Source organism: Paenibacillus planticolens, assembly GCF_013141725.1.
GTDB classification, from domain to species: Bacteria; Bacillota; Bacilli; order Paenibacillales; family NBRC-103111; genus Paenibacillus_E; species Paenibacillus_E planticolens.
Genome location: NZ_WHNZ01000086.1, coordinates 109018 through 135709, shown reverse-complemented (window position 1 = coordinate 135709; position 26692 = coordinate 109018). Strand labels below are relative to the sequence as shown.

Annotated in this window: 20 protein-coding genes and 1 pseudogene; 4 read left to right on the top strand and 17 right to left on the bottom strand. The window is 46.7% G+C overall.

Annotated elements, in window-relative coordinates:
• Positions 1-14: 14 nt before the first annotated feature.
• Complete coding sequence (locus tag GC097_RS33275; RefSeq protein WP_171687550.1) at positions 15-4337, top strand: cadherin-like beta sandwich domain-containing protein; 4323 nt, start codon at positions 15-17, stop codon at positions 4335-4337.
• Positions 4338-4652: 315 nt separating this feature from the next.
• A complete protein-coding gene (locus GC097_RS33270; protein ID WP_171687549.1) occupies positions 4653-5069 on the top strand; it encodes a VOC family protein in 417 nt (138 codons plus the stop codon).
• Positions 5070-5149: 80 nt separating this feature from the next.
• On the opposite strand, the pseudogene GC097_RS35395 reads toward GC097_RS33270, so the two are convergent.
• The 5 genes and pseudogenes from GC097_RS35395 to GC097_RS33250 all read right to left on the bottom strand — a co-directional run.
• Positions 5150-5251, bottom strand: a pseudogene (locus tag GC097_RS35395) (polyketide cyclase); the annotation flags it as partial.
• 76 nt (positions 5252-5327) lie between these two features.
• Positions 5328-6284, bottom strand: a complete 957-nt coding sequence (locus GC097_RS33265; protein WP_171687548.1) for a sigma-70 family RNA polymerase sigma factor — start codon at positions 6282-6284, stop codon at positions 5328-5330.
• Positions 6285-6933: 649 nt separating this feature from the next.
• Positions 6934-7197 (bottom strand): hypothetical protein, encoded by a 264-nt coding sequence (locus GC097_RS33260; RefSeq protein ID WP_171687547.1) that lies wholly within the window; start codon positions 7195-7197, stop codon positions 6934-6936.
• 160 nt (positions 7198-7357) lie between these two features.
• Positions 7358-7666, bottom strand: a complete 309-nt coding sequence (locus tag GC097_RS33255) for a hypothetical protein (RefSeq protein ID WP_171687546.1) — start codon at positions 7664-7666, stop codon at positions 7358-7360.
• Positions 7667-7680: 14 nt separating this feature from the next.
• Positions 7681-9237, bottom strand: a complete 1557-nt coding sequence (locus GC097_RS33250) for a DNA cytosine methyltransferase (RefSeq protein ID WP_171687652.1) — start codon at positions 9235-9237, stop codon at positions 7681-7683.
• Positions 9238-9627: 390 nt separating this feature from the next.
• Here GC097_RS33250 and GC097_RS35390 point away from each other — a divergent pair, with 390 nt between their 5' ends.
• Both GC097_RS35390 and GC097_RS34555 read left to right on the top strand, forming a co-directional pair.
• Complete coding sequence (locus GC097_RS35390) at positions 9628-9738, top strand: hypothetical protein (protein WP_376768446.1); 111 nt, start codon at positions 9628-9630, stop codon at positions 9736-9738.
• 239 nt (positions 9739-9977) lie between these two features.
• On the top strand, positions 9978-10112 hold the full coding sequence (locus GC097_RS34555) for an SDR family oxidoreductase (protein WP_171687651.1): 135 nt from the start codon (positions 9978-9980) through the stop codon (positions 10110-10112).
• Here the strand turns inward: GC097_RS34555 and GC097_RS33235 are convergent.
• From GC097_RS33235 to GC097_RS33185, 12 genes are all read right to left on the bottom strand, one after another.
• Positions 10104-12416: a helix-turn-helix domain-containing protein gene (locus tag GC097_RS33235; protein WP_171687545.1), complete on the bottom strand. Its 2313-nt coding sequence runs from the start codon at positions 12414-12416 to the stop codon at positions 10104-10106. The two genes, GC097_RS34555 and GC097_RS33235, sit on opposite strands and share 9 nt — an antisense overlap.
• Before the next feature lie 166 nt (positions 12417-12582).
• Positions 12583-14202 carry an extracellular solute-binding protein gene (locus GC097_RS33230; protein ID WP_312875760.1) on the bottom strand — a complete coding sequence of 540 codons (1620 nt, stop codon included), beginning with the start codon at positions 14200-14202 and terminating at the stop codon, positions 12583-12585.
• Positions 14203-14375: 173 nt separating this feature from the next.
• Positions 14376-15872, bottom strand: coding sequence for a sulfatase-like hydrolase/transferase (locus tag GC097_RS33225; RefSeq protein ID WP_171687544.1), 1497 nt, complete (start codon positions 15870-15872; stop codon positions 14376-14378).
• 34 nt (positions 15873-15906) lie between these two features.
• On the bottom strand, positions 15907-17130 hold the full coding sequence (locus tag GC097_RS33220) for a TolB-like translocation protein (RefSeq protein ID WP_171687543.1): 1224 nt from the start codon (positions 17128-17130) through the stop codon (positions 15907-15909).
• Between the two features lie 26 nt (positions 17131-17156).
• Positions 17157-18647 (bottom strand): sulfatase family protein, encoded by a 1491-nt coding sequence (locus GC097_RS33215; RefSeq protein WP_171687542.1) that lies wholly within the window; start codon positions 18645-18647, stop codon positions 17157-17159.
• Between the two features lie 111 nt (positions 18648-18758).
• Positions 18759-18881: a hypothetical protein gene (locus tag GC097_RS34865; RefSeq protein WP_281364434.1), complete on the bottom strand. Its 123-nt coding sequence runs from the start codon at positions 18879-18881 to the stop codon at positions 18759-18761.
• 217 nt (positions 18882-19098) lie between these two features.
• Complete coding sequence (locus GC097_RS33210) at positions 19099-20412, bottom strand: Gfo/Idh/MocA family protein (RefSeq protein WP_171687541.1); 1314 nt, start codon at positions 20410-20412, stop codon at positions 19099-19101.
• Between the two features lie 70 nt (positions 20413-20482).
• Positions 20483-21601, bottom strand: coding sequence for a glycoside hydrolase family 88 protein (locus tag GC097_RS33205; protein WP_171687540.1), 1119 nt, complete (start codon positions 21599-21601; stop codon positions 20483-20485).
• Between the two features lie 71 nt (positions 21602-21672).
• Positions 21673-23082, bottom strand: coding sequence for a sulfatase family protein (locus tag GC097_RS33200; protein WP_171687539.1), 1410 nt, complete (start codon positions 23080-23082; stop codon positions 21673-21675).
• Positions 23083-23129: 47 nt separating this feature from the next.
• Positions 23130-24527, bottom strand: a complete 1398-nt coding sequence (locus GC097_RS33195) for an alpha-L-fucosidase (protein ID WP_171687538.1) — start codon at positions 24525-24527, stop codon at positions 23130-23132.
• Between the two features lie 45 nt (positions 24528-24572).
• On the bottom strand, positions 24573-25451 hold the full coding sequence (locus tag GC097_RS33190) for a carbohydrate ABC transporter permease (RefSeq protein WP_171687537.1): 879 nt from the start codon (positions 25449-25451) through the stop codon (positions 24573-24575).
• Between the two features lie 15 nt (positions 25452-25466).
• Positions 25467-26405 carry an ABC transporter permease gene (locus GC097_RS33185; protein WP_171687536.1) on the bottom strand — a complete coding sequence of 313 codons (939 nt, stop codon included), beginning with the start codon at positions 26403-26405 and terminating at the stop codon, positions 25467-25469.
• Between the last annotated feature and the right edge of the window lie 287 nt (positions 26406-26692).

Below are 26692 nucleotides of genomic sequence, written 5' to 3'. Positions count from 1 at the left end.
GGGGTGATTCTTTCATGTTAAAACGAAATTCAAAATCTTTTTTTGGTCTTATACTTGTCATTGCACTTGTTTTTTCTATGTTTCCGACCATGCCGTCATCTGTAGCTTACGCAGCCGCAACCAACTTACTGCCCTCTACTTTGACATTAAACGGCAACATTAAGGCAAGCTCGCAGCAAAGCACTAGAACAGCAGTAAATATCGGTAATTCGGTCACTTGGACACTAGGGGCTAATACAGTCTACTCGGCAAGCGGTTCAAATTTATGGGTAGCCATCGACCTTGGTTCTCCAAGCAATATAGAAGGTTTTAACTTTCATACTACTGCCACCGATGTAAATACCATAAACCGCAGTTCCCAGTATGAACTAAGTTATTCAAATGATAGTTCCCTTTGGAATAAACTTTCTACCACTCCTAACAATAACGCGATTAATTTTTCACCAACAGCTAACGGATGGTCTAGCGCTGCAATTGTACCTACCAATATTGCAACAGGCACTGTTGCTAATGGAACCTACAGTTGGAGCTTAGATCCTAATACTGGATACTACACATCAGACTTAACTTTTACTGCTCCAATAACAGCGCGCTATATTTTGATTAACTATACTTTAAAGCCTTCTGCTACCGGTCAATTGGGTATCGGACTCTTGAAAATAGCACCTCCCGTTACTCTTTCATCTTCATCAGGAAGCTTCTATAAAACGTTGCAAAATACAATATCCACCCAAGTTAATCTGGACGCTGCTACAAGTTTTACAGGCATTGCCAATGGTTCCTACACGCTTGTGGAAGGAACGGATTATACCGTTGATGCTGACAATGTTGTTACATTTTCAAATACCTACCTAAGCAGTCTTAATGGGAGCTATAATTTAAGGTTTAATTTTTCTTCTAGTCAAGGGTCATCCTTCCTTCCTTATGTTCTAACTGTAGCAGCGGCGGCCGATTCTTCCCTTTTGCCGCAAGGTACTGCTTATATTCCTATGTTGCCTTCTACAATATCAACAACAATGAATCTCAATGGCAACCATTTTACAAGTATTAGTGAGGGTACAACGATCTTGCCTTCATCGGCTTATGCAGTTTCAGGCAATACCGTTACCTTTAATCAAAGTTTCTTAGACACACTTAGTATGGGAACCCACTCTTTTATCTTTAACTTTGATCAGGGGAATCCTCAAACATTCATGCTTACAATATCGGGCAAACCCCCTGTCGCGGGCATTGATTACCGCTATTGGACTTTACAGGAGCCGCTCCCTGGCGGGGCAGGCCAAACATCCCAAACCTTACAAGCAGGCTATGCTGATCCGTATTTCTACGTTGGGGCTGACGGAAGCCAAGTGTTTATGGACACCGCCGTGGGGGGCACCACATCCGGCTCAGCCCATCCTCGCAGTGAGCTAAGGGAATATGATCCTATAGCGGGAACTGATGCTGCTTGGTTGCCTGTAGGGGCTAACGCTATGACTGGAACCGTTGCCGTTACAAAACTTGGCACTTTAAACGGTGTAGGTTGGACTACCATTGGACAAGTATTTGATCAAAATGTAACAACCTTGTGCGAATTTGAATATGGATATGACCCTGCTTATCCCAATAGCAATATACGCATACTTTATGAACCAAGTGGCATAAACTCGTTGGGATACCAGTATCTCCCAATCAAAATTCCGTTAAATCAGTATTTCACATACAGAATGACCCTTAATGACGGTGTCCTGTCCATTTATCTAAACGGCAACTTGATATTTAATGGGCAAACAGCTAGCCCTAGCCAAGTTATACCGCCTAATCATCTTTACTACTTTAAAGCCGGCAACTACGATCAAACTGCCATGAATGGCAATGTAAATTATATTCCTTACACCGTTGTTCAGTTTAATTCTTTAAACGTATATCACGCTCCAACAGTAGATAACACACCACCGGTTACGACGGATAATGCTCCTGCAAATTGGGTAAACAATGACGTAACTGTAACGCTGACAGCATCCGATAGCGGTTCCGGTGTCCACGCTACCTACTATACAGTGGATGGCGGGGCTCAACAAACTGGCACAACGGTGACGATTTCAGCCGAAGGCACACATACGCTTACCTATTGGAGTGTGGACAAAGCAGGCAACATCGAAGTGGCACATACGGCTACAGTACAAATTAATAAGACTGTGCCGGCGGTTACTGTTACCGTTCATTTCGACTGTTCGGATACGGGATCGGGTGTAGCAAGCTGCATACAAGACACAAAGTTGAGCACGGAAGGTGCAGGGGAATACAACTTTAATGTAGCTAACAGCGTAAGCAATATTAGCATCACGCCAACCGCAGCGGATGCAGGAGTCGTGATCCGGGTAAACGGTACGCTGAGCGTAAGCGGTGCTACATGCGGGCCAGTCAATCTGACTGTCGGAGCGAACAGAATTGAAATCGAGGTGACACCGCAGGGCGGAGCGGCCAAAACCTACACGATCACGGTGAACCGTGAGAACGTGGTATTGCCAACCAGCGCAGATTTAAGCAATCTGGCTGTCAGCGCAGGATCGTTAGCCCCGGTATTTAAAGCGGACACAACCGGATATACAGTCAACGTGGCTAACAATGTGAGCAGCATCAGCGTTACGCCATCTGCGTCGGATGCGGTAGCTGTGATCCGAGTAAACGGTACGACGAGCGTAAGCGGAGCAACATACGGACCATTGAATCTGGCTGTCGGAGCAAACAAGATTGAAATCGAGGTGACTCCGCAGAGCGGAGCGGCCAAAACCTACACGATCACGGTGAACCGTGAGAACGTGGTATTGCCAACCAGCACAGATTTAAGCAATCTGGCTGTCAGCGCAGGATCGTTAGCCCCGGTATTTACAGCGGATACAACCGGATATACAGTCAACGTGGCTAACAATGTGAGCAGCATCAGCGTTACGCCATCTGCAGCGGATGCGGGAGCTGTGATCCGAGTAAACGGTACGACGAGCGTAAGCGGAGCAACATACGGACCATTGAATCTGGCTGTCGGAGCAAACAAGATTAAAATCGAGGTGACTCCGCAGAGCGGAGCGTCCAAAACCTACACCATCACGGTGAATCGTGAGAAAGCTCCAGATACATCAGGGCCATCCGATTCAGCAGATCCAAGCGATTCAAGTACAACTGTTAACCACATTGACGAAAAACAGACAGCTGAAACCTATATCGACGATAAAACGATCGACAACATACTGAAAAGCAGCACAAACGACAAAATCAAGCTATCGGTGGATTCGAGCGTGAATGCCGATCAGATCATGATTATTTTTACAAACAGCGCGATGCAAAAATTAATCACGCAAAAGAGTGCCGTTTCGCTGAATCTGGGCACGCAGCTTGGAAGTTATGAGCTGCCGCTAAAAGAGATTAATCTTCAAGATCTGGCTGCCAAGTTAGGGGTTGCCAAGGAAAAAGTCAATGTAGAAGTCATCGTAAGTAAAGACAACGCTGCTGTAGAAAAAGCAAAATCATCTGGGAAAACCGTTCTCGGCGCGGTTGAGTTTACTTTGAGAGCAGCTTCTTCAGAAGGCAAGAGCATAGAAATTTCTAATTTTACAACTTATGTGGCACGTACAATCAAAGCGGAAAGCCCGTTAAATGCCCGCAATTTAGCTGCGGTTCGCGTAGAGACGGACAAACAAGGCAATACGGTATACCAGCCGGTTCCATTCACTGTATCGGGGACAGAGGCGACGATATATAGCAGAACGAACAGCACCTACATGCTGATGGAAAATAAAGTAACGTTCGCTGATTTAAACAATCATTGGGCAAAGAACGACATTGAACGCATGGCAAATAAAATGATCGTCCAAGGCGTATCCCAGAATCAGTTTCTTCCTGAGCAAGCGATAACCCGGGCGGAATTTGCAGCATTGATTGCCCGGACACTCGGACTGAAGCCGGGCGGAACATCTAAGAACCTTTTCATCGATGTGCATCAAGGCGATTGGTTTGAAGATCAGGTTTACGCTGTCGCAGGAGCGGGCATCGTTGCCGGATACGAAGATCATTCCTTCCATCCGAATGCGCTTATTACCCGGCAAGAAATGGCTGTTATGATCCAACGCGCAATGAATTTTGCTGGCTACGATCATAGCAGCGCTGCAGGAAATAAAGTGAAATTTACGGATGAGCACCTGTTTGATCAATGGGCTCAGGCGCCTATTGCCGAGATTGCCGGTATGAAGATTATCGAAGGCGCCGATTCAGGCAAATTCGATCCGGCAGCGGCGGCTACGAGAGCTCAAAGCACGGTTATTTTAAGCAGAATGCTCGCAGTGCTTCAATTTACGAAATAATCAATCAAAACGAGGCTATCCCCAAATCGTCACATACGATTGGGGGCAGCCTCTTTTCGTTCCGTCACTCGATACCCACCTTTAATTGTCATATATTCAGACGAATTCCTTTTTAGAGAAGTTCAATCTTTATCCCTGCACAATAAGAATAAGCAACCTTACGGGAATGGCGGGTATCCGAATTCAATACCAAGTTATTTTTCAAAATTTACTCTGCCGAATCCATGAGACCGATGAATTCCCGGATCGGCTGTCGTCTATATAAACGAAGGCATAAATGAACACAAACTAATTTGACGAAGAGGTGTTTTGAAAATGGCATTAACGTCCGCATTTACGAGCTTCAACCTGCCTGTAAAAAACGTAGAACAATCGAAAGCGTTCTTCACCGGACTCGGATTCGAGCTCAATCCGCAATTCCCCGATAACGAGAATTCGGTAGCCATCGTAATCGGCGACAGCCTGCAGGTCATGCTGATTAATCAAGCATTCTTTAATACGCTCACGGAGAAGGAGTCCGTCGATACGAGCAAGTATGCGCAGATGACGATCGCATTGGCCTTCGAGAGCCGGAAAAAGGTCGATGAAATCGTGAATACCGCGGTCTCCTTGGGCGGGAAATTGCACGCTGAACCTGAAGATCATGGGTTCATGTATCATTGGGGCTTCGTGGACTTGGACGGCCATCTGTGGGCCATTAACTACATGAACATGGATGCGGCACAAGGTTAAGGCTAACGGAGAGCACGCTCGTACTAGGGTGCAAAAAGAAAGACGCCGGGGGATCCTCCCCGGCGTCTTCTTCGCGATGATTAGTTTTGTTCGGCATAGGCTTTGAAATTGTCCATGATCGCTTGCCAGCCTGCTTGCTGGAACTCGACGGGATTGGAGCTTTCCGCGTCGAACGTTTCAATTTTAAGTAGACACCTCTCTCATAATATTCGTCGTTTGGTTATTCTCAATGATATTGACGTAAGCCAATGACGAAATTCATTGGTCAATTCGCTCAGGCAGCCCAAATCGCGAAAATAATGGCGTATGAATGAAGTTTTGAACGTGCAGGATTTGATTTTCTTTGGTTTCGATGACGTGGATGCCCCAGGGTACCAGGCCAGATCCCTCTTTGCCCGGCATATACTGGGCCAACGCCGGATAACCGCCATTCACCGTAATGGGCACAAATCGCGAACCTTCGCAATGCCAGCGAGTAAGCGAATAGAAGGCGGACAAATCTTCCTTGCCGCGGATCCACATCTCGAAGGGCGGCATCGACATGCAGCCTTCCTCGTGGAACAACGCGACGAGCGCAGCAATATCGAATTGCTCGAAGGCCTCCACATACCGGGACAGCAGCTGCTGCTCCGGTTGAACGTCCATGCTGCTGAGCTCATCCGAGCGAAGCTGCGCCCGGTCCATCGTCTCTCGGGCTCTTTGCAAGGCGCTGTTCACCGCTGCCGGCGACATCGCCAACGTTTCCGCGATCTGCTTGGAGGACCATTCAAATACATCCTTCAAAATGAGTACCGCGCGCTGCCGCGGAGGCAAGGTCTGCAGGAGAGCGATGAAGCACAGTTGAAGGGTTTCTCTGCGGACGAGCCGATCCTCCGGATTGCCCCCAAAGTCGGGAGATGGCCAGATCCAGGCAGAGTCCGGCAGCGTGTCGCGCGGCTCGACGATGGTGACGGCCGGGTCGAACAGGTCAACGGGAAGCGCGCGGCGTTTGGATTGTCTCAGTTTGTCCAAGCACAGGTTGGAGGCAATCCGATAGACCCAAGTTTTGAACGAGGAATCCTGTCTGAACGTGCTCCAGCTCTGCCAGACCCGAATACTCGTTTCCTGAACGGCATCGTCCGCATCGTCCATGGAGCCTAGCATTCGGTAACAGAACGAGGTTAAGCCCGGCTTCAAGCTTGCAAATAATGGTTCGTCAAATGCGGTCTCGTTCATCGCGGCCTCCCTTAACGATCTCCCCGTAGGGTGGTACTTTCATTAAATTGATACCATTTATTAATTTCCGATTTGTGCTTTTCAACTTCAATGGAAATTTGATTGTTCATAAATCCTCCAAAGATTGTTGCAGTTAAGCACTATCTATCCAAGTTTTCTTTAGAGCTCCTAAGTGCCCAATGTAGCATATCAGGATTTAACGATAGTGCAGTAAAACCCACATTATACAAAGAGGTCATGATATGCCCCAATTATTTCAAGGGTTACTGCATTTTCTTGTATAAGGTTCTTTGTTTCGATAAAATGGTCTATTTTTCCTCCTATAAGGTTCTTAAATAAAAAATAAAACTTGCCTGGTCATGGCAAGTTTGGTTTGAATATTGGGGTAAGGGTGCAGTGCCATTAAATGGAGTGCCCCAACAGCGGCGAGCGAGTATTGAATGTCCGTGCCTGTAATTTCTTTCAACTGTAACCTCGTGCTTCAAGCAACCGCATGATTTACTGATACCTCTTTTCAAATTACCTGCACCAACATTAGACCTTTGTCCGCACTCACATTCGCACAACCACAAAGATTGTCCGCTTTTGCAATCAGCCCTCTCAATGACGGTCCATCTATGAAATTTCTGTCCCGTCAGATCAATCATTCTCAACTCTCCTCACCGCCTTTCCCGCGCTGCCGCTTCACATATTCGGCATACGATTGCCACGCCTCCTTAACTAAAGGCTCTATTTGGTGGTAATGCTGCCGATGGCTATATCCAAATCTGTTCGCATAATAATTCATGGTTTCAAAGCGGATTGTCTGATGATGACCGGGGCAAAGAGGTACAAATGCCCAAGTATTTCTCGCTACTGCTCTGCAATCCGGGTATTTGCACAGTGTCGGTGTCTTAAACATTGCTGTCGTCATGCTCGCTTCCTCCTTATCTTGGTTTGAGTGATGCCTTTATGTGACTGTGATTGCTTGCGTCGCTTTATTTCATCAAGTGCAGCCTGCTTGTGGATTACATGGCAGCCGGTATCGTGGTATCCGATTTCATAAAGCTGGGAAAGAGTGGCTTGCCGCCAATTCATTCTTCCTTCACCATCCCCGGCCCGTATTTTCTTTCAATGATTTCTTCAAGCAACTTTTCAAGCGTGCTTTCTACAGTAAGGATCTCCCGGCAGTCATCCCACTCCTCACGGATTTGTACGGCTTTTTCCTTAACTGCCGCAATCATGTTTGCGCTGATGCGAGGCTGACAGGACATCGCTTCCGTCATGTGCTGCTGCGCGAGCTCATAGGCTCGGGTGTGAAGTTCGTTCATCGCATCGCAGAAATGTTCGAAGTTTAGCCCCTTCATCCGCTGCCAGAATTTACGCTTTATGATGTCATCCATGCTGTCCCCCTCCCTCACATCAACTGCATTTCGTATTGATATTGAGATTGATACGGGCGCTGGACAGTACAGAGTTCTGGTAGATTTGCTTCAACGAGCGCCTTTGCAAATGGCGGCGGTACTGAGTTTCCGCAGCGTGCCACTTGAGCAGACTTTGGATACTTCTTGCCGTCCGCATCCCGGTCAATGATGTATTCTGCTGGGAATCCTTGGGCCGCGAATAATTCATGGGGCTCAAGCATCCGCATTCCAATATCTACGATTGCATAGTCCTGACCATGTAGCGTTACTAGTCCAAAGCGATCCTTTGTTGGAATAGTGTGTAGTGGTTCGCTAATTTCCTGACCTTCTCCGGTACCGTAATACTTCATGAGGAAAGCCCTGACTTCTCCGAAATGCAACCCACCGGCAGTAATCGTCTGTAATGGCTCATCAACCGGTTGCCCGATATTCGTTCCCTTCATCTTGATTAGATGACTGGTCACGAGTGAAGTCTTCCCGCCTCCACCGGCGGTCACTGTACCAACTGGATCATCCGCCGAACTTCCAACCGACTCTCCGAAATGCCGGGCCAGATGCGCAGCCAATAATCCATATCGATTTGAAGTATCAAGAGTGAGAATCGGGCGATCAAGCTGCTGACCGCGCGCATCATGGCTGGCTGTCTCGCTGTGATACTGAGTAAGGAAAGCAGTGACCATGCCGAGAGCGTGCGCCGCACCAGCTGGCCGGGCGCTACCTGCTCCTGAAGTGATTGTGTGAAGCGGTTCATCCATTGGATGACCGGTTGCTCCACTGCGGAACTTCGTGATGTGCGGTGTAATGAGTAAATGCTCTGCCTTAGTTGTGATCGTTGTTAACGGCTGGTCAATCGTGTATTGAAGTCGATCACCACCGAAACCCGTCTGACCAAGTCTCGCAATGAACGGCTGTGGGTTGTTCAGGACAAATTTGTGTATTCCTCTCGCGATCCGGCGTAGGGTATTTTCCGCCAGCGGCTTCGTTCGTTCGAATATGCTCGGGCAGGGAATCGACCAGTCAATGATCTCCGCCGCTGTCCGCCATGGCTTTAATCGACCGGACTTGACTGCTTCGATTTTCGGGTCGCCGTGCGTCGGTTCCGGCCATGCAATGGGATGACCATCACACCGAGCTACAAGAAAAAATCTTTTGCGAATCGTCGGAGCCCCGTAGTCACAAGCACGAAGCTCTCTCCATTCAACTTGGTATCCTTGCCGTTTCAAAGCATTTACGAATGCTTGAAAGGTCCGTCCTTTCTTATCTGGATCTGGCATACCGTCTTTAAGTAGTGGTCCCCACGTCTTAAACTCCTCGACATTCTCAAGCATGATAACTCTCGGCCGGACTGTCGCTGCCCATCTCACAGCAACCCAAGCAAGACCACGAATCGTCTTTTCTTTCGGTTTACCGCCTTTTGCCTTACTAAAATGTTTACAATCCGGGCTGAGCCAGCAAAGCGCTACTGGCTGCCCACTCACTACATCCCTTGGCGAAACGTCCCATACTGAGTCGCAATAATGCGCCGTATCAGGATGATTGGCTTTATGCATCGCAATAGCTGCTGGATCATGATTAATTGCAATATCCACACTCCGGCCAATCTGTTGGGTGACAAATAAGTTTTGAAGCGCAAGAAGCCAGCAAACGCAAGGGTTTGCTGGCTTTTCTTATAAAAACGATTTACAAATTAAGTTTTGAAGTGGTGTTTTCGTGTAAAAAGCTGAATTACAAATAGGTTTTGAAGTACTTTTTACAAATTAATATCGAATAGCCCAATGTGCAAATTCTAATGGAGAGTCACAACTGGAGTTATATTCTTTTCTTTATAAGCAAGTCGAACTTCAAGAAATGCTCAATTTCTGACGATTCGAGGCCCACTCAACTGAAAATCTATAAGATTTCAATCCCAATCTAGCCATGTATAAAAAAACAAAGTCGCAATTGTTACTGGCGCTTCAGATGGCCTTGGTAAGGAAATTGCCATGTGCTATGCAAAAAATGGAATGAAGTCATTGTATCTAATATTGATGCAGACAAGGGGCATTGCGTAGCTAAAGAAATTAAATCAACAGGTGGAGAGGCATCTTTCTTTAAGACAGATCCAGCAAAAGAGAAGATTCACTTGCTGAAATTGATAAGTTAACGTCTATTGACCTAAAGGGTGTATTCCTAGGTATGAAGTTCGGAATCGAAGCAATTCTTAAATACAAAGCATCAGGACTGCAATTTTGGGGAATGCGCCTGAATAAATTATTCAACAATATGCTAAGTTGCTAACTCCGAATGAAGAATAGGCGATCCTAAGGAAGCAGCACACTTAGCATTATTTTTAGCTTCTGATTTGGCTCGTTACATTAGCGGTTCAGCAATCACTGTCGATGTTTTTCCGAATCCCCCTTTCAAGGGATTTATTAATTTATCCTGACTCGGTTTCTCTGTACTTCCCTGCCGTAATTCCTTGATACTTTTTAAATATCCGATTAAATGTAGTGAACTCGGTATAACCGACCTTTAAAGCAATATCTGCGATGGAAAGAGATTCACCCAGCAACAACCCCTTCGCTTGGCTGATGCGATACAAGTTTATGTATTCAAGCAGCGACTCCCCGGTCTCGTCTCGGAACCGTTTGGACAAATAGGAGGGTGTCATCTCAAACCATTGCCCAATGGCAGAAATGTTTAAATCTGGGTTGTGATAATTTTGATGAACATAGTCCTTGACCTTTTCGCAAAAGTGATACGTGTTCAAATCTCGCTGGCCCTGTATGTGATTTGTTACTTCTTGTAAAATGACCATCACATGTTCCTTCATTTCCTGAATGGTCTTGCAATTCATCAGCTTCTCCAGTGGCTTGTTCATCTCATTGATCCCTTGAAAGTGATTAAGTTCATCAATCGTCTTCAAGATTGTGCTAATAATGTCGAACATGAGACACCTAGACAAAATAACTGTGACCGAACCAGCAGCTAAGTGCTGCTTAAGAATTTCGTCGATGACTGTTTGAGCTTGGTGGAAATCACCGGCTTTAACAAAATTGATTAACTGCTGCTCCACGTGCAAGGGGTAATAGTATCCACGATGGCTAACTTCCTCGCTCGGAATATCTGTATAGCTGATCATCTCTCCGCTGCCCATCACCAGCTTGTACTCCATCGCTTCCAGCGCTTCTTGATAAGCTTGCGGAAGTTTCCAAACATCTTCATGAATATCACTTAAAGATACGGTTAACTTAACTTCCAAGCTATCATATATAAACTTCTTGGCTATTTGAGCAACTCTAGTGAGTTCCTTCGCCGTAAGGAAATTTCCATTGATAATGCAGACAAGAAAATCATCTACCTCGAACATGTAAGCTTGATTTTTTTCCTTAGCCAGTTCAACCATTACGTTGGTAATAAAAAATTGGAGCAGCTTCTCATGATCATAACTTTTCGCAGGCTCGTTGGTAACCAGCTTCCCCCAATTCTCCGTTTGAACAACGACAACAGCGAACTTAGCTTCTACAAATTGAATTTCGTAAGCAGTCAGCCTCTCATGCAAAGGGATACTTGCTTCCAGCTTCCCCTTAACCAGCGAAGCAAGAAACTGATTACGCAAGGCGTTCCCCTGCTGCTTCAGTTGCACCATCGATTTCTCCGTTGATTCCAAGCTCTGGTACAGTGTCTTAGCGATGAACTGGTACTCATCAATCGATTCGTCCATGATTGTGCCGGATTTCGTTGCAAGATTGCGAATAAGTACTTGAATAGGATTGTAATTCCGACGCAGCACGAACGCAGTGACCAGTGCACCCACAACCAAACAGAGCACCATGTAAATCCCGATAAGTCGCTTCACACTCCAGACACTTTCCAAATAAACGCTCGAAGGGGTCACCGAAATGTATTTCCACCACGTCACATTGGAGGTCGTGTATCGAATGGTCAGTCTCTGTCCTTCTGCCTCACTATCTTGCATCCCATTCGTTGATGTTAATGGCCCCATATGAGGCACCATGTAAGCCGCAGTTTTGCTTGTAGATGCAATGACCTTGCCGTCCATATCTTGAATGACATAATAGCTGTCTTTGTGTAATTGGATTCGCTCTGCATGTGGCAACAGCTTGTCACTTTTCACTGTAAACATGATGTAAGCACCATCGCTGCCTAATCCTCGCATATACGGGGTTCTTATGTGCATGATCTGGACTTCATCGTTAGGATCGGACGTATCCTTCACCAGAAAAAATCCTTTAATGAATCTACTATCCAGTATTTTGGTCCATGATTGATCTACAGAGAAAGGCTGACACATCTTCTCGAACTGTCCCACCGATATTCGACTGTCATTGGTAATTACGGTTTGACTTTTATCATAATAGAGGAAGATCTGATCAATATATTCGTTGGAAAGCTTAAAATTGTTCAAAATAAGGGTAAGTTGACGAGCATCATAATGATAATCATCGGAGCCCTGATCCTTATATTCTTTACTGGCAAAGGCAATAATTTCGCTATTCAGCGATAATTCCAGTCCAAGCCGCTCCAAATCTCTCATGCGACTATCTGTCAATTCCTTCATTTGTGAAATCAGCTTCTCATTCGACAAATCAATTTCCCGCTCTACAATATTCAATGTTTGCCAATAAAAAACAATCCCCAGAAGAACCGGGACAAGGAAAATGAATAGATATGAAATCAGCCACTTCGTCCAAATGGAATTCGTTCTCGTGATTTTCTTCAACAGCACGGTTATCCTCCTCTGTCGTCTCTTGGCAGACACACTGGATATGGTAGCATTACGTGAAATTGTCCATGAATTAGCTTTACTTGTCAACAATCTCTAAACCTGCATTTGAGAATAGCCAGATTCCCCATATAAAGGAATCTAGCTACCCAGGTTGACTTCCCTAAACTTATCTCTTTATATAGCGGTCATACGCGCCTTGGTATATGGAGATGACCTTCTCCACCCCGATAGCATTCAGTTGCTTCTGATACTTCTCAAAGTTATCCAGTGATTCTTTGCCCATGATGAATTTCACGAACATTTCTTCCTTATAGCTGCTCAGGTCTGTTGCAATCTTGGCCAACTGAGCACTTTCCTCAGGTGTCGGTGAAATGAACTTCGGAAGGCTGTGCTTTGCTGCTTCCGTATCCGACCAGACTTGAGCGGCATTATCCTGCTGCTTGTAAGTGTTTGTATTTCTGTTCTTATCAGTAAGGTACGGACCGCTTTGCTTGGTGTATTGGGACAATATCTGTTGAACATTAAATTTTTCATTTTTCAATATCAAATCCGTAAATTTCGGCACACCATTCTCCATCTTGTAGCTTTCGCCCTCAATTCCGTAATTGAAGAGCATCTTTCCTTCCTCGCTATATGCATAATCAAGCCAACGAGCTGCTGTTTCTACATTCTTGGACGAAGCGGAGATAGCTGCCGAACCTCCGGGGTTATATTTAAAGTCTCGCTGCCCGATAAATGCCTTCTCTCCTTTATTCAGTACCGGATAAGGCGCTCCCACCACTTCATATTTGGGGTCCTTTTGCTTCATCGTATCGAGCCAGCGTCCGATGCCTCCTCCCAATAAACCAACTGTAGCCCCAGAGATACCGGAAGTTATTTTATTATCAAGGATTTTCCCTTCGGCATCCGGAATGGCGAAATCTTTATCGATAAGCCCTTCCTGATACCATTTGCGAAGCAGCGTCAGCGCATCTTTAAACTGCGAATCATAGGGACCGTAATGGACCTTCCCTTGATCGTCGAGATAGAAATCGTTGGAAGTTTTGAATGCCCCAATAAAAGCATCGGCCACGTCCCATCTGCCGCCGGCGTATCTCGCGGTAAACGGCGCAGCTGCGTTTTTCTTTTCTTTGAAAGCTTTGAGTGTTACATACCATTCGTCGATCGTTGTAGGAACTGGCAAACCTAATTCATCCAGCCAGTCCTTGCGTATTACAGGTCCCTGGAATACCAGCTGTGAAGGTGCCCCCCGCAGCATAGGAAAAACATAGTATTGCCCGCTGTCCGTCTTCAACTGTCTGGACAGCTCAGGGTCAGCCTCAATAGTTTTTTTCAAATTGGGCGCATAGTGATCGATGATGTCATTCAAAGGAAGAATAACCTTATCTTTAATTGCCTTCTCTGGTCCTCCCGGATAAGACGTCCAAGTGTACTCGACGACATCTGGCAACTCGTTGGATGCGACCATCAAGTTGAACTTTTCCGCTATTTGCCCAGTCGGAGGATGCGTATAGGTTACCTTGACGCCAGTCTGTTTCTCAAGTGCCTTACCGAAGCTGGTATCTACCAAGTTCTGAATGTTAACTGATGACAGATTGTTGTTCAGCGTTTGCCATGAAGTGAGCGTAGAACCTGCTTTGAGCGGGTAGCTTGCTACTGACTGAGCTTGACTCTTATCGGGAGCCGAAGGTTTCTCCCCCTGAGGCTCGGACACACATCCTGCTGCGAGCATAGCCGTTCCAATTATAATGCTGGTTGCTGAATACAGCTTTTTCTTATTTACCACATTCTATTCCCCTTTCTGTCCAATCGTATATTTGGTGATGCGCTTTCATTATCGGATAAATTTGGTTTTTTCGTATACTGATAAAACACAAACTCGACTTATAAAAGTGAAAAAGATGCTGATATTTCGTAGAAAGTACTCACAATTTAATTATTTAGCTACATTTACGCCGATCAGTGCAAGCCTCGAGGGTTATAGTGCGAAATGAGAAGCGCGCGTTCAAATTCGGATAACTCTGGCAAAAGCTGTCGGGGCCGTAGCATGCCATTACTGACGGCTGAATCGGATAACCGCTTCCCCAACTTGAACGCCAGCCGATTTCTCCACTCCTCTAAGGGGGCTAACGGATCCCTGGATCTATCGTGTAACTCCTGTGGATCATCCTTGATGTGAAAGAGCAATTCCTCACCTTCTTCTTCGAACCAGATATACTTCCAAATGCCGTCTGTTACCATCAAGGAACGCTTACCCATAGGACCGAACTCGCCGAGTACCGTCTCTCTCACACGATCCATCTTGGGTTGACGAACTGCTCCTAATAAACTCGTTCCATCTAAATCTTCAGGTACAGATATTCCTGCAATGGCAAGACATGTCGGCAAAATATCTTGTAGTCCTACCGGTGAATGGTTCACCTGTCCTGGAACCCATCCCGCTTCAAGAACGGACCCCGTATCTCTTTTGGCGGGCGGTGTCACAATAAGCGGGATCTGGCAAGCTCCGCGTGTGAAGTTGGCTTTGAACCAGAGGCCGTGATCCCCCATATTGTCGCCATGATCTGATGTAAAGAGAAACCAAGTATTCTCGAGTATCCCTTCCTCCCGAAGGGTACCGATGATTCGGTTGATAGCTCGGTCTACTTGTGTAATAGAAGCATAGAATCCACGATAGGCGCTGTCAATTTGTTTGGGTGTTTTCAACTTTCCTTGATAAGTGACGGCCATTCTTTGGTGATAAAGCGAATGTCTGTCCGCCCAGTCTCCCCAAACAGGCTGCGGCATATCGTCCTTTTCATACGTGTATAGATCACGCATCAATGGGGTAAGGGGAGGGTGGGGCGCCGTAAAAGAAGCCCACAGAAATAACGGGCGGGTCCAGTCCCGCCGTTTGATCGTTCTGCAACTGTTGTCTGCAATCCATTCCGTCGGATGCAAGCTGTCCGGCAAGTGCCAGGGCGACATGGTATATTCATTGTTGGCAATGCCATGGCCAAAGGCTTGTCCCGGATAACCCTGCTCCGCAACCCATTGCTCGTAATCATCATACCCTCTCTGTTTTCCGGATCCCACTCCCAGCATTCGGCCTTCCTCACATAGCAACATGCTGTCGAATCCATAGTGACATCGCTCCGGGTAAACGTGCATTTTGCCTACCACTCTCGTTTCATAGCCGGCATCATTTAGCAGCTTAGGTAATGTTAGGTTAGTAGGAAGCGCATAACCTTCCTTGTATGTCGTTAATCCAAGCCGATGACCCTCCAGTCCTGTCATGATCGTTGCCCTTGCCGGGATGCAAACCGGCGTCAACGAGTAGGCTTGATCAAATCGTACGCCGCTTCGTGCCAAATAATCGATATGAGGCGTTTGGATACGTGTGTTCCCCGCACACCCCATCAAGTCTCCTCGCATCTGGTCTGTCGTAATCAGTACAATATGAGGTTTATTATCCATAGGACATGCCTCCATTTCGTTTATTACTTTTGATTCATAACTTGCCCACTTCGGCTATCAAGACCTGTCTTCTACCTTCCGGCGTGCCGTTAAAGCAAATGTATTTGTTGTCTTCGCTCCATACAGGATGGGGATCGCAGCGTAAATTGGCGTGTATTTCTGTACCTCCAAGCGTCCATATATCAACTAATCGGTGGTCTGTTCCAGCTATTGTATCGATTAATCGTACGGGCACTTCAAAATGCTCATTCACAAACTCTTTTTCCATTGTATAAGCGTCCGTCAGAATGTAACGGCCGTCCTTCGAGAAACTTGGATGACCGCCACCTGTAGCAAACGGAGCTGCCAGCCTAAAAGATTGCCCATCTTCCGCAAACAGACAGAAGCGCAACCTTTTTAATTGAATGTTCATCAGAATCTCTTTTCCGTTGGTATGCCAATCCGGATGATGAGATCCATCCAGCCAGAACTCGTATGGTAACGACAGCTTGGCGTCCGTCCCATCCATGTTCATCGTGACAATAAAGCGTAACTCTTTTCTTTCATCATCAAACAGGCATCGAACGACTTGCATGAGCCGTGTCTGCTGCGGATTGATCTTCACATGGAAAAAGGTAAATCGCGCCCCCTCTACATCCCTCTTGTCCGGGAGAAGATCAAGTGCTTGTTTGTAACTGAACAATAGTTCCCTACGGTTGGTTTCAACATCTGTTCGCCACAGTCCATCTTCTTCGGATGCGCCGATCGGGGGCGGCGAGCTGTACTCGGGTGCTAATGTCGCCCCATAGCCCATCTGGGCATAATTAATAACCGAAAGATTGGGACTGTAGATGTAACGGCCATCCTTCGACGCTTGGTATACAGATCCGGCTAGTCGCACTTTCTCTCCCGTATGCGGATTCAGTTTGTAGGCAAAGACGCAGTTCGCCTCTTTATCGTTGAAGAAAAGCTCATCATCGCTCCCTCCCCAACACAGATGCGCACCCACTTGAATTCCCCATCCGGTTGTCTTGCAAAGTTCAACAATGGACTGCTCCTGCAAATCAATCATACAGACGGTTGCTTCATCATCCGGTCCCGGCAATTTATCCTGGAACGGCAGTTTAAGTACGGCTAAATATCGACCGGATGGGCTCCATGGTTTCACATCGAAGAAATTGTGAATGTAGTATCCGTCATCGGGAGTTACAATATGAACGGGATGCATTCCCTTGTTGTAAGTACGGAAGCTGTAGTACTTTATTTGCCCAATCGTCATAGGATCGACCTCCATTTGTATGAGTCCTATACTTCGAATAAGAGATCGATAGCCTCGGCTTTCGCTCCCAGTCTCCTCTCAACTTCCCATCCACTCTTGGCCAGAGAATACGGTTTAATACGTTGCGCTACCGGACCTCCAACTTGCTGAGACTCCTCCATAAGCTGTAAATCACTCAAGTCAGCCCTCCATGTCAGAAGCGCAACAAGCAACTCCTGCTTGACACTGTCATACTGTGGATCGTTGTAAAGATTGCTTCTCTCCGAGGGATCGTTCAATCGGTCATACATCATACCGGTTTGTTCTTCAAAGTAATACTCCAACTTCCAGCGTTGCGTCGCAACAGCTGCCGATTTATACAGGGTTCCGACAGCACATCGACGGGGCGAATCCAAGCCTTGTATCAGCGGCGTAAACAAATCGAAGCCTTGGACATAACGGGAGTACGTGCCTCCTGCTGCCAGAATTGTTGCGGCTATGTCTGTCCACGTAGCAAAATCGCAGACTTTTCCGCATGGCAGCGTTCCAGGCATACTCATGATAAAAGGGATGCGCCAGGTAGCATCCAAGTAATTATGCTTATCATCAAAGCCATGATCGAACAGTTGGGTGCCGTGATCTGAAGTGAATAGGATGAGTGTGTTTTCTCTCAAGCCGGTCTGATCTAAATATTCAAGCAATCTTCCGATTTGAGCATCAATGAATGCGGTCATCCCATAATAAAGCCTTCGTTTATGCTCCATCGCTTGTAGAGCTTCCGGGGTATTCAGACTGGCTTCAAGCTCGGCTTCATTGCCGATGAATCCAAGCAATCTTCGTGTATGTAGCGGAAGGTTCTCCACATCGCCTGGTTTGTAATCGATGGGTGGCAGAGGCGTGGAGTCGAACAGAGTGGCCCAATGTCCGGGAGGGTCCAATGGCGAATGGGGACTCAGCAGGGAACAAAACGCAAAGAACGGACCATTTTCCGCTTGTCGGCAAGCTTCAATTTCCTCGATAGTGGCATTAATCAAAAAAGCGTCCATATGCAAATGATCTGGCATTGACCGTGGACCTGCACTCGATCTTGGCAGTCCATACGAATTGATGAACTTAGCGTAACTGTCATCAACCGAGGCAGCAGACTTTTCACCTTTGATTTCACGTACAATATCGAAGGAAGCCGGGTGCTCGCCGAAATGCGTTTTGCCAACCATGATATTCACATATCCTTGTTCTTGCAATAAATCTGGAAAGGTCAAATGACCGCTTTTTCGATCGATTCCATTCTCAATACAGCCGTGAATCGGAGCATGAAGACCTGTCATAAGGCTGCTGCGTGCTGGAGAGCAGACCGGAGAAGCCGTATGCGCATTGGTAAACAACACCCCCTCACTTGCCAATCTATCTAGATGAGGTGAAATGGCAAATGGCGAACCCATGCATCGAAGCGTGTCGCAACGTTGCGTATCCGTAGTAATAAGTACTATATTAGGCTTTTCCTTCTTATTCACCGATATCCCCATCCCTTCGTTCATGTGGCTATGATGTAATCTTTATTGTAAAGGCTGCCGATTCATTAAAATCGGCAGCCTTTCTTGAAGATCATCATGAGCGGAAAGTTTGTTTTTTACTTGCAGTGTGGACTTTTAATCAGCAACGGCACTTAATCGGGTTATTCGTTCCTGATACTTCGGCGATATAATCGGTGGTGTGCCCGTCTGACAGACGCGTGCACCGTTGTCCGTTAAGCCTACATTCCGTTCGGCCAACACCGCAACTAGCTTGCCTCACCAGCGATTCAGCTCAGCTGAGTAGACTTCGTGATTTGTCAATCCCAAGAATACCGGTTTTCCACGGATCCATTCCCGTTCATTAATGAAGCTCTTACCGGTATGCAGGAAGGCGTTGATGAATACGCGTGTCCCAGCACTACTGATCCGTAATAATGAGCAGTACATTGGGTCGCTTGTGCATCTTCTAGCTCCTTTACACTCGCTTGATCTCAACGGTTCTTTGTTCCAGTCGCGACTGATCGGCTGCAAATCCGATCAAGTGACCGTGAAGCGACTTCTCCAGAGATGTGGAGGAGATTGATGGTACCGCACCCTTCAATACTTTGACGAAGTCGGCGACAAGACGCAAGTCTCCTCCACCATGCATATCCTCGGACACCTCGACATCGATCAGTTGCTCGGAATAGAGATGGCCTTTGCGGGCATCCGGGTGTCGGATGACATAAGCACCTGTCTCCATTTCTCCTTGAATTTCACCTTTCGTCCCCACAATATGGATGGTTCGACCTCGCCTAGAAGTGCCCCCGGTCATTACATGCGTTCCTGTACTGCCATCCGCGAACTCTATGATGACCGTCTGATGATCGACCACATCGTTATCGCAGTGCCAGACACAACGGCCGTACGGACTGTCCTTACGCAAGGATTCCGCCAATTCCTCATCGCTCATTGTAACGCCTAAGTGGGTATTATAGGTGACATAGCCCTCCCACAGACGCTGCTCAATGTAATGCTTCCGAGCAGAATAAGAGCAAGATGTCTCAATGGAACAATCGACCAGACAACGCGTACCCGCTCCTGCAGGCGCTTTCTCAGGCCGGAATTGCAGCAGACTCCCGAAGCTGCTTACTTTCACCGGACGGACGTCTCCTTTCATCCAGGCTATTATGTCCAAGTCGTGGCAACTTTTCGCCATGAGCATGGAGGAACCACCTTGATCTACACGTCCCCACTTCCCTCTGACATAAGCCATGGCCATATGGTGATAAGTGACATTCTCCGCTGTCGTCAGACTGACAATATCACCGATTACGCCATCGGCTATGGTTCGACGAATCGATTCGTAAAAGGGTGCATAGCGAAGTACGTGACATATTATAACTTTTCTGCCAAGCCGCTCTGCTACTTCATATAACTCCAAAACTTCATCCGCGCTGACGCCAATCGGTTTCTCCAGCATGATGTCATAACCAGCCCTTAACAACGGGATCGAAGAAGATACGTGCAAGTGATCCATGGTACCGTTAATCACGGCATCCGCGATTTTGGGCTTAGCGACAAGTTCTGTAATATCGGCAAAACAACATTCATCTTGTAAATCAAATCTCATCTTGGTTAAATCTCTGCGCTCGCCATCCGGATCTACGACCCCGACAATTCTCATGTGTTCGGGGTGCTTCTCCGCGTAAGACGCGTATATTAGACTCCTATGACCGGCACCGACAATGACGACCTTAACAGGATTTCCATCGTTATAACCAGCGTTTATTGACACTTGACTGTTCATGCTTTTCCTCCAAAAAAGTAATAGTTTCGCATGTTGTTTGTTCGATCTCTCCAAACTTGGTCTTGCTTCACTACCAGAACAACTCTGTCTGTCCACGCAGTTTGGCCAACGCCTCCACGAAATAATAATCGCCGTAGATTAAGCCGACATCGATATTTTTGCCAGCAGGCCAATGCCCTGTGCCATGGGGGAGTATCGCTTCGTCGCTCGCATCCCAGATCAAGTAGTGATCCGCCATCGATTTCAACATGCGTCTCGCCGACGTTCCGTATAATCGTCCTTCTTCCGCTGGCAGCAGCTCTTCCAGCAGCAGCAGACCGCTTGCCGCAATCGAAGCGGCAGAGGAATCTCTTGGCGCACCCTCTTGCGTTGTCAACCGAAAATCCCAGTATGGAACGAGGTCTTCCGGCAAATTGGCCAGGAAGAAGTGAGCCACCTTCTTGCTTCCCTGCACATACTTGTCATCCTTCGTATACTTGTAGCAAAGCGCTAAGCCGTACAGCGCCCATGCCGCACCTCTCGCCCATGCCGATTCCGGAGCAAACCCCTGGCCGCCTAATGCTCCGACGCGCTCCCCGGTCTCTGAATCGAACTCTACGATGTGGTAGACAGAGCCGTCTTCGCGAATAAATTCGCGTAGAACGGTGTTCGCATGCTCCACTGCAATATGTTTAAACCGCGGGTCTTTTATTTCCTCGGAAGCCCAGAACAGCAGGCCCAGGTTCATCATACAATCGATGATCACCCATCCAGTACGATCGTTCCCATTCCAGGCGCGGATGAAATTGCCACGGATATTGAATCGGCTCGCTAGCCATGCTGCCACCTTCAAAGCGCGCAGCTTCGACTCTTCGCTTCCCGTCAGCTTAAAATTAGCAACTGAGGTCAAGCTCCACATAAAGCCGACATCATGGTGAAGCCTCGTATACTCGTCGATACAGACGTCCATTGCGCTCTCGCAAGCCTCGGCAATCCGCTTCAACTCCCCGTTGTTCGTATCACGGTAAACGAGCCACAAGATCCCAGGCCAAAAGCCAGCTGTCCAGAAATGAGGAACCGTGCAATCGTACTTGCCTTCCTTGGATACATGTGGAAATCCGACACCGATCGTCTGGCTCGTTTGATCGATTTTCGTAATGATCTTGCTCCATGCTTCGTCCATCCATAATTCGTTCGGTTGTGCATTCATTTCACGTTCTCTCCTTTGATTAACTTGCTGAAATCCTCTGCAACGACACCCCAATCAAATTTGTAATTTACTTAACCCCTGACCAATCCCTTTCCAACCTCTCCTACAGACGGTCCCTGATGCTTTCCATAACCAACATCATGACTTCTCCATCGCAAGTCGTCATTCAACTCCTGCCAGTGTAAGTCCTTAAAGTTATCCCTTGTCCTTTCAATATGGTCTTCCAGAAGTCTGCGATGTCTCTCCATCTGTTCGGCATATGCAGCATGCCCAGCTACATTTTTCGTTTCATATGGGTCCTTTACAAGATCAAAAAGTTCTTCGCCATCATGAATATAATGCGTATATTTATAGCCTTCTGTCCGGACCATTCTTCCGGGGCTGATGGATAAATTCCATTCTGAATACCATTGGCCAATAATATATTCACGGTCCAGCATCCCTTGACCCTTAATTAAGGGCATCAGATTTTCGCCACGCAGCGTTGTTGGCTGTTCAATTCCTGCATAGGAACAAAGGGTCGGAAAAAGATCCAACAGGCTTGTCAGAGCATGTTCCTGACGTGTAGGCTGATTGCGGTACTCCGGAAAATTGAAAATAAACGGTACACGGTTGGTTTCTTCATAAAAATCAACATCCTTTGTCACCTTGCCATGACATGCCATGCTATCGCCATGATCTGACATGAAAAGAATAAGCGTATTCTCATACTTGCCTGATTTCTCAAGCGCATCCAGAACCAGACCGACTTCTGCATCCACCCGATGAATATAGTGATAGTATGCCGCCAGATAATGCCTAAAACTTTCGCCGCTCCACTCCGATGCCTGAGCCTGACGGGTATGTGAACAACAAATATATTTGACTGCATCTGGCCTGTTCTCAATATCATCAAACTCAAAATTTGGCGGCAGAGGCGGCAACGGACAACCCGGGTTCACATCATCATGTACCCCCTTGTTTTCACCAGTCCAAGAACATATGTCATGTGGGTTCACAAAATCTGCAATCATAAAGAACGGCTTTTCAGAATCTTTGATCTTTTCAAGATATGCCACAGACTTTTCCGCTGTAAAACGATCCCGCTTGGTATCCTTAGATACGGGCCATGCCTGTGTACCTTCTACCTCCAATGAGCCTTCTTCTTCACACCAAAAGCTCTTTAACGCACCAGCAGCATGAGTCTTTCCAAAATGAACCGTATCATACCCCGCTTGACTGAACACCTCTCCTATTGTTGGTAGACCAGCAGGAATAGCATACTCTCCAAAATTGGACAAAACGCCTGTCTCGTGAGGATAAACACCACTCCAGAAAGAAGCCCGTGCAGGCATACACAACGGAACCGGTGTATAACATTTGTCGAATGCCACAGCCCCCTTCGCTATTCTGTCAATATTCGGAGTTTCTGCAATACCACCGTAGACAGGCAGGGCCTTCCATGAAAGCTGGTCAGAGACGATAATAAGTATGTTTCTCATTGTATACCTCCCCCCTTCACTTGTTCTCAACCAAATTCATCATCTTGCTACCTAATTCGGAATACGTGAGCAATCGGTGCTTGAGCAATCCGATCATTATCGGATACCCGAACGACGATTCCGTGCTCGCTCCGGCGATATTCTAGATTGTCTTGTCCGCCCACCAAATCAATGCGGTCAAAGGCTTGCGTTATTGGAAGGAGTACTTCTTCCTGAACAGCCTCACTCTCGTCTTTATACAAGTAGAAGGCATAGATCGTATCACCTTTTCTCGTAAAATAGCTATTGCCCGCCGAATATGGCTCGCAAATGCGCGTTCCGTAGATTCCCTCCCCATAAACCTTCAACCATTCCCCCAAGGACTTGATCCTTGAAATGGCCGTTTTAGGCAACCTTCCATCAGGCTGTGGCCCGACGTTAAGAGCCAAATTTCCGCCTTTTGCTACAACTTCGATGAGCAAATGAATCAACTGCCGAACGGATTTATAATCAAGCTCATTTTCATAGCGGAAAGACCACCCCGCCCCCATCGTAATACAACTTTCCCACGGAACATCCAATGCCCCCTCGGGCACAGTCTGCTCCGGAGTGATCACATTCTCATACTGTCCGCCGATGCCACGGTCCGCTGTTAGGAGCCAAGGCTGGATCTCCCGGGCTTTTTCCACGACTTCACCCAGTCTGATGTTCTCACCCCTGCTCTCTCTGACCCAGCCTCCGTCGAGCCATAGCATATCAATACGGCCGTAGTTCGTCATCAACTCCATAATCTGCTCGTGGGTGAACTGCACGAATTGCTCCCAAAGCGAAGGATATTCCTTTGGATCATAAGAAGCCCCTCGCGACGTCACGGTTCCACATGCCATTCCTGGCGCCCAGTAGGACGGCGTGTGCCAATCGGCCTTTGAGAAGTAGGTTGAGATTCCTAAACCTTTCGCGCGAAAGGCATCGAAGAGCTGCTTGCAAACATCGGCGTACTTATGTGTATGGAATGGACAATCCGGACCTGTAATTCGGTAGTCTGTTGTCTGGGTATCCCACATGCAGAAGCCATCATGATGCTTGGTCGTAAAATTTAAATATTTGAATCCGTTCTCCGCAGCCAGGTCTGCCCATAGCTCTGGCTGAAAACGAACTGGGTTGAACGTTTTATTTAATGCGTAGTACTGCTGCTTGAATTCCTCAGCGTCGACACCCCAATCAATATTAGCGCGTGACCAAGCTGCATCCCCATCGCTAAGCGGCCACGATGATATGACACCAAGCTGAGAGTAAGGCGCCCAGTGCATCATGAGACCCAGCTTCTGATCCTTGAACCATTCGAGTCGCTCAAGTAGAAGCGGACTCTCGGGCTTTACCCACTGCTCAGCTTTGCTATAGCTATGGACACCTCGTCTAACAATGGGTACTTGCTCTTGTTCTTTTGTCGTATTTTTCTGGCTCATCGTATAACCTCCAATGGTATATTCCTAATTTAAGTTCGGTAAGCATTATCCCTTAACAGCTCCAACCAATGCACCTTTGGCAAAATATTTCTGAAGAAGCGGATACACAAGAAGAATAGGTACAGTCGCTACAATAATCGTAGCGTATTTAATGGTTTCGCCGACTATACTGGATTGGCCGATGTCCAGACCTGACGACATCGCACTGGTATCATTCTGGATCAAGATCTCCCGCAAGATCAGCTGGAGCGGATATTGCGACCGATCCTTGAGAAAAATCATGGCATTAAACCATGAGTTCCAATGGCTAACGCCATAGTACAACGTCATGACCGCAAGCACCGGGAGCGATAACGGGAGAATAATACGAAACAGGATAACCAAATCGTTCGCCCCGTCCATGCGCGCAGATTCCTCCAGGCTGGCAGGGATCGCTTCGAAGGAAGTCCTCATAATCATGAGATTAAACGTGCTGATCGCATTCGGAAGGACTAATGCCCATAATGTATTATTCAAACCTATGCCTTTCACAACCAGGTAAAACGGAATTAATCCACCGCTGAAAAACATCGTAAAGATAATGAACAACGTGATTTGCTTCCTATATTTTATTTGGGGACGGGACAGCCCGTAAGCACCGAGTGAAGTTAGCAGCAAGTTAATCCCCAATCCAATTACCACATAAGTAACGGTATTGATATATCCGGTCAGAATCATAGGATTTTCAAACACTTTCTTGTAAGCGAGCAAAGTAAAACCGAGAGGCTTCCATAACAGGCCGCTATGAGAAAGCATTTCACTGGGCTCGCTGACCGATGCTAGAAATACATAAAGGATTGGATAGATCGTTAGTACCATCAAGCCCGCTAACACAACATAATTCACCAAGTCAAAAAGGACGCCGCTTAGTGTCCGTTTCTCCATGAAGTTTCCCTCCTTTCACCACAAACTGGTTTGATTCAACTTACGGCTTAAAGCATTGGCAAGAATAACCATGATGAAATTAATCACGGAATTGAACAAACCTACCGCTGCGCTGAGACTGTAGTTGAAATCTTGCAAGCCTATCCGATACACATAGGAAGAAATAACATCGGCCGTCTCATAGGTGACCGGTGTATAGAGTAGAATGATTTTCTCAAAACTGACACTGAGCATGTGACCTAAATTTAATATGAGCATGATAATAACCGTAGGAAGGATACCCGGTATTGTGATATGGAGCATCTGACGAAAACGGTTCGCTCCATCCATTTTGGCTGCTTCATACTGCTCCATATCAATTCCTGTCAAAGCTGCCAAGTAAATGATCGTCCCCCAGCCAATGTGCTGATAAATTCCTGATGATACAAAGATAGTTCGGAACATTTCGGGCTGCAACAGAAGACTCTCCCCAAGGTCCCTGCCAGTAATCCACTCATAAATTAACGTGATAATGCCGCCTGAGCTTGTAAAATCTTTCAGAATTCCGCAAATGACGACAAGCGATATAAAATGCGGCATGTACGTAACCGTTTGTATCATACGCTTAAACATAGCGGATCTTAATTCATTAAGAAGCAGCGCTAGTATGATTGGCGCAGGGAATCCGAATACAAGTTCGTATATACTAATCAAAATCGTGTTCTTTAAAATGCGCCAAAAATAAATGCCATTAAAAAAATCGACGAAATGACTAAATCCACTCCAAGGGCTCCCCCAAATCCCAAGCGCGGGGCTAAAATCTTTAAATGCGATAATGGCACCGTACATGGGACCATAGTTGAAAATCGCATAATACAACAAGACGGGAGCGAGCATAATGTAGATGTATTTATTCGTCCTCAGTTCTTTCACGATGCCTTGCATACCCATAAAATCCACCTCTCTCAAATCCATAAAAAGGGACGCTTGCTCCCCCAGCACAAGGGAATCCAACTTCTCCTGATGAATGCCTTACATTATCTCTTTAGCTAACGTTCATACGCGCCTTGGTACATGGTGCTTCCCGCAGCATAGGAAATACTTCCTATTGCTCGCTGTTGGAGTTGATTCTTCTCGGGAGTCGACGGCATGTTAGTTTCACCTCTCAGTTTCATCATAGTCTAGTGGGTTACGCTTTCATTATCGGATAGGCTTAGCTTTAACGTATACAGATAAAATGTAAACTGCACTTTCAAATGTTA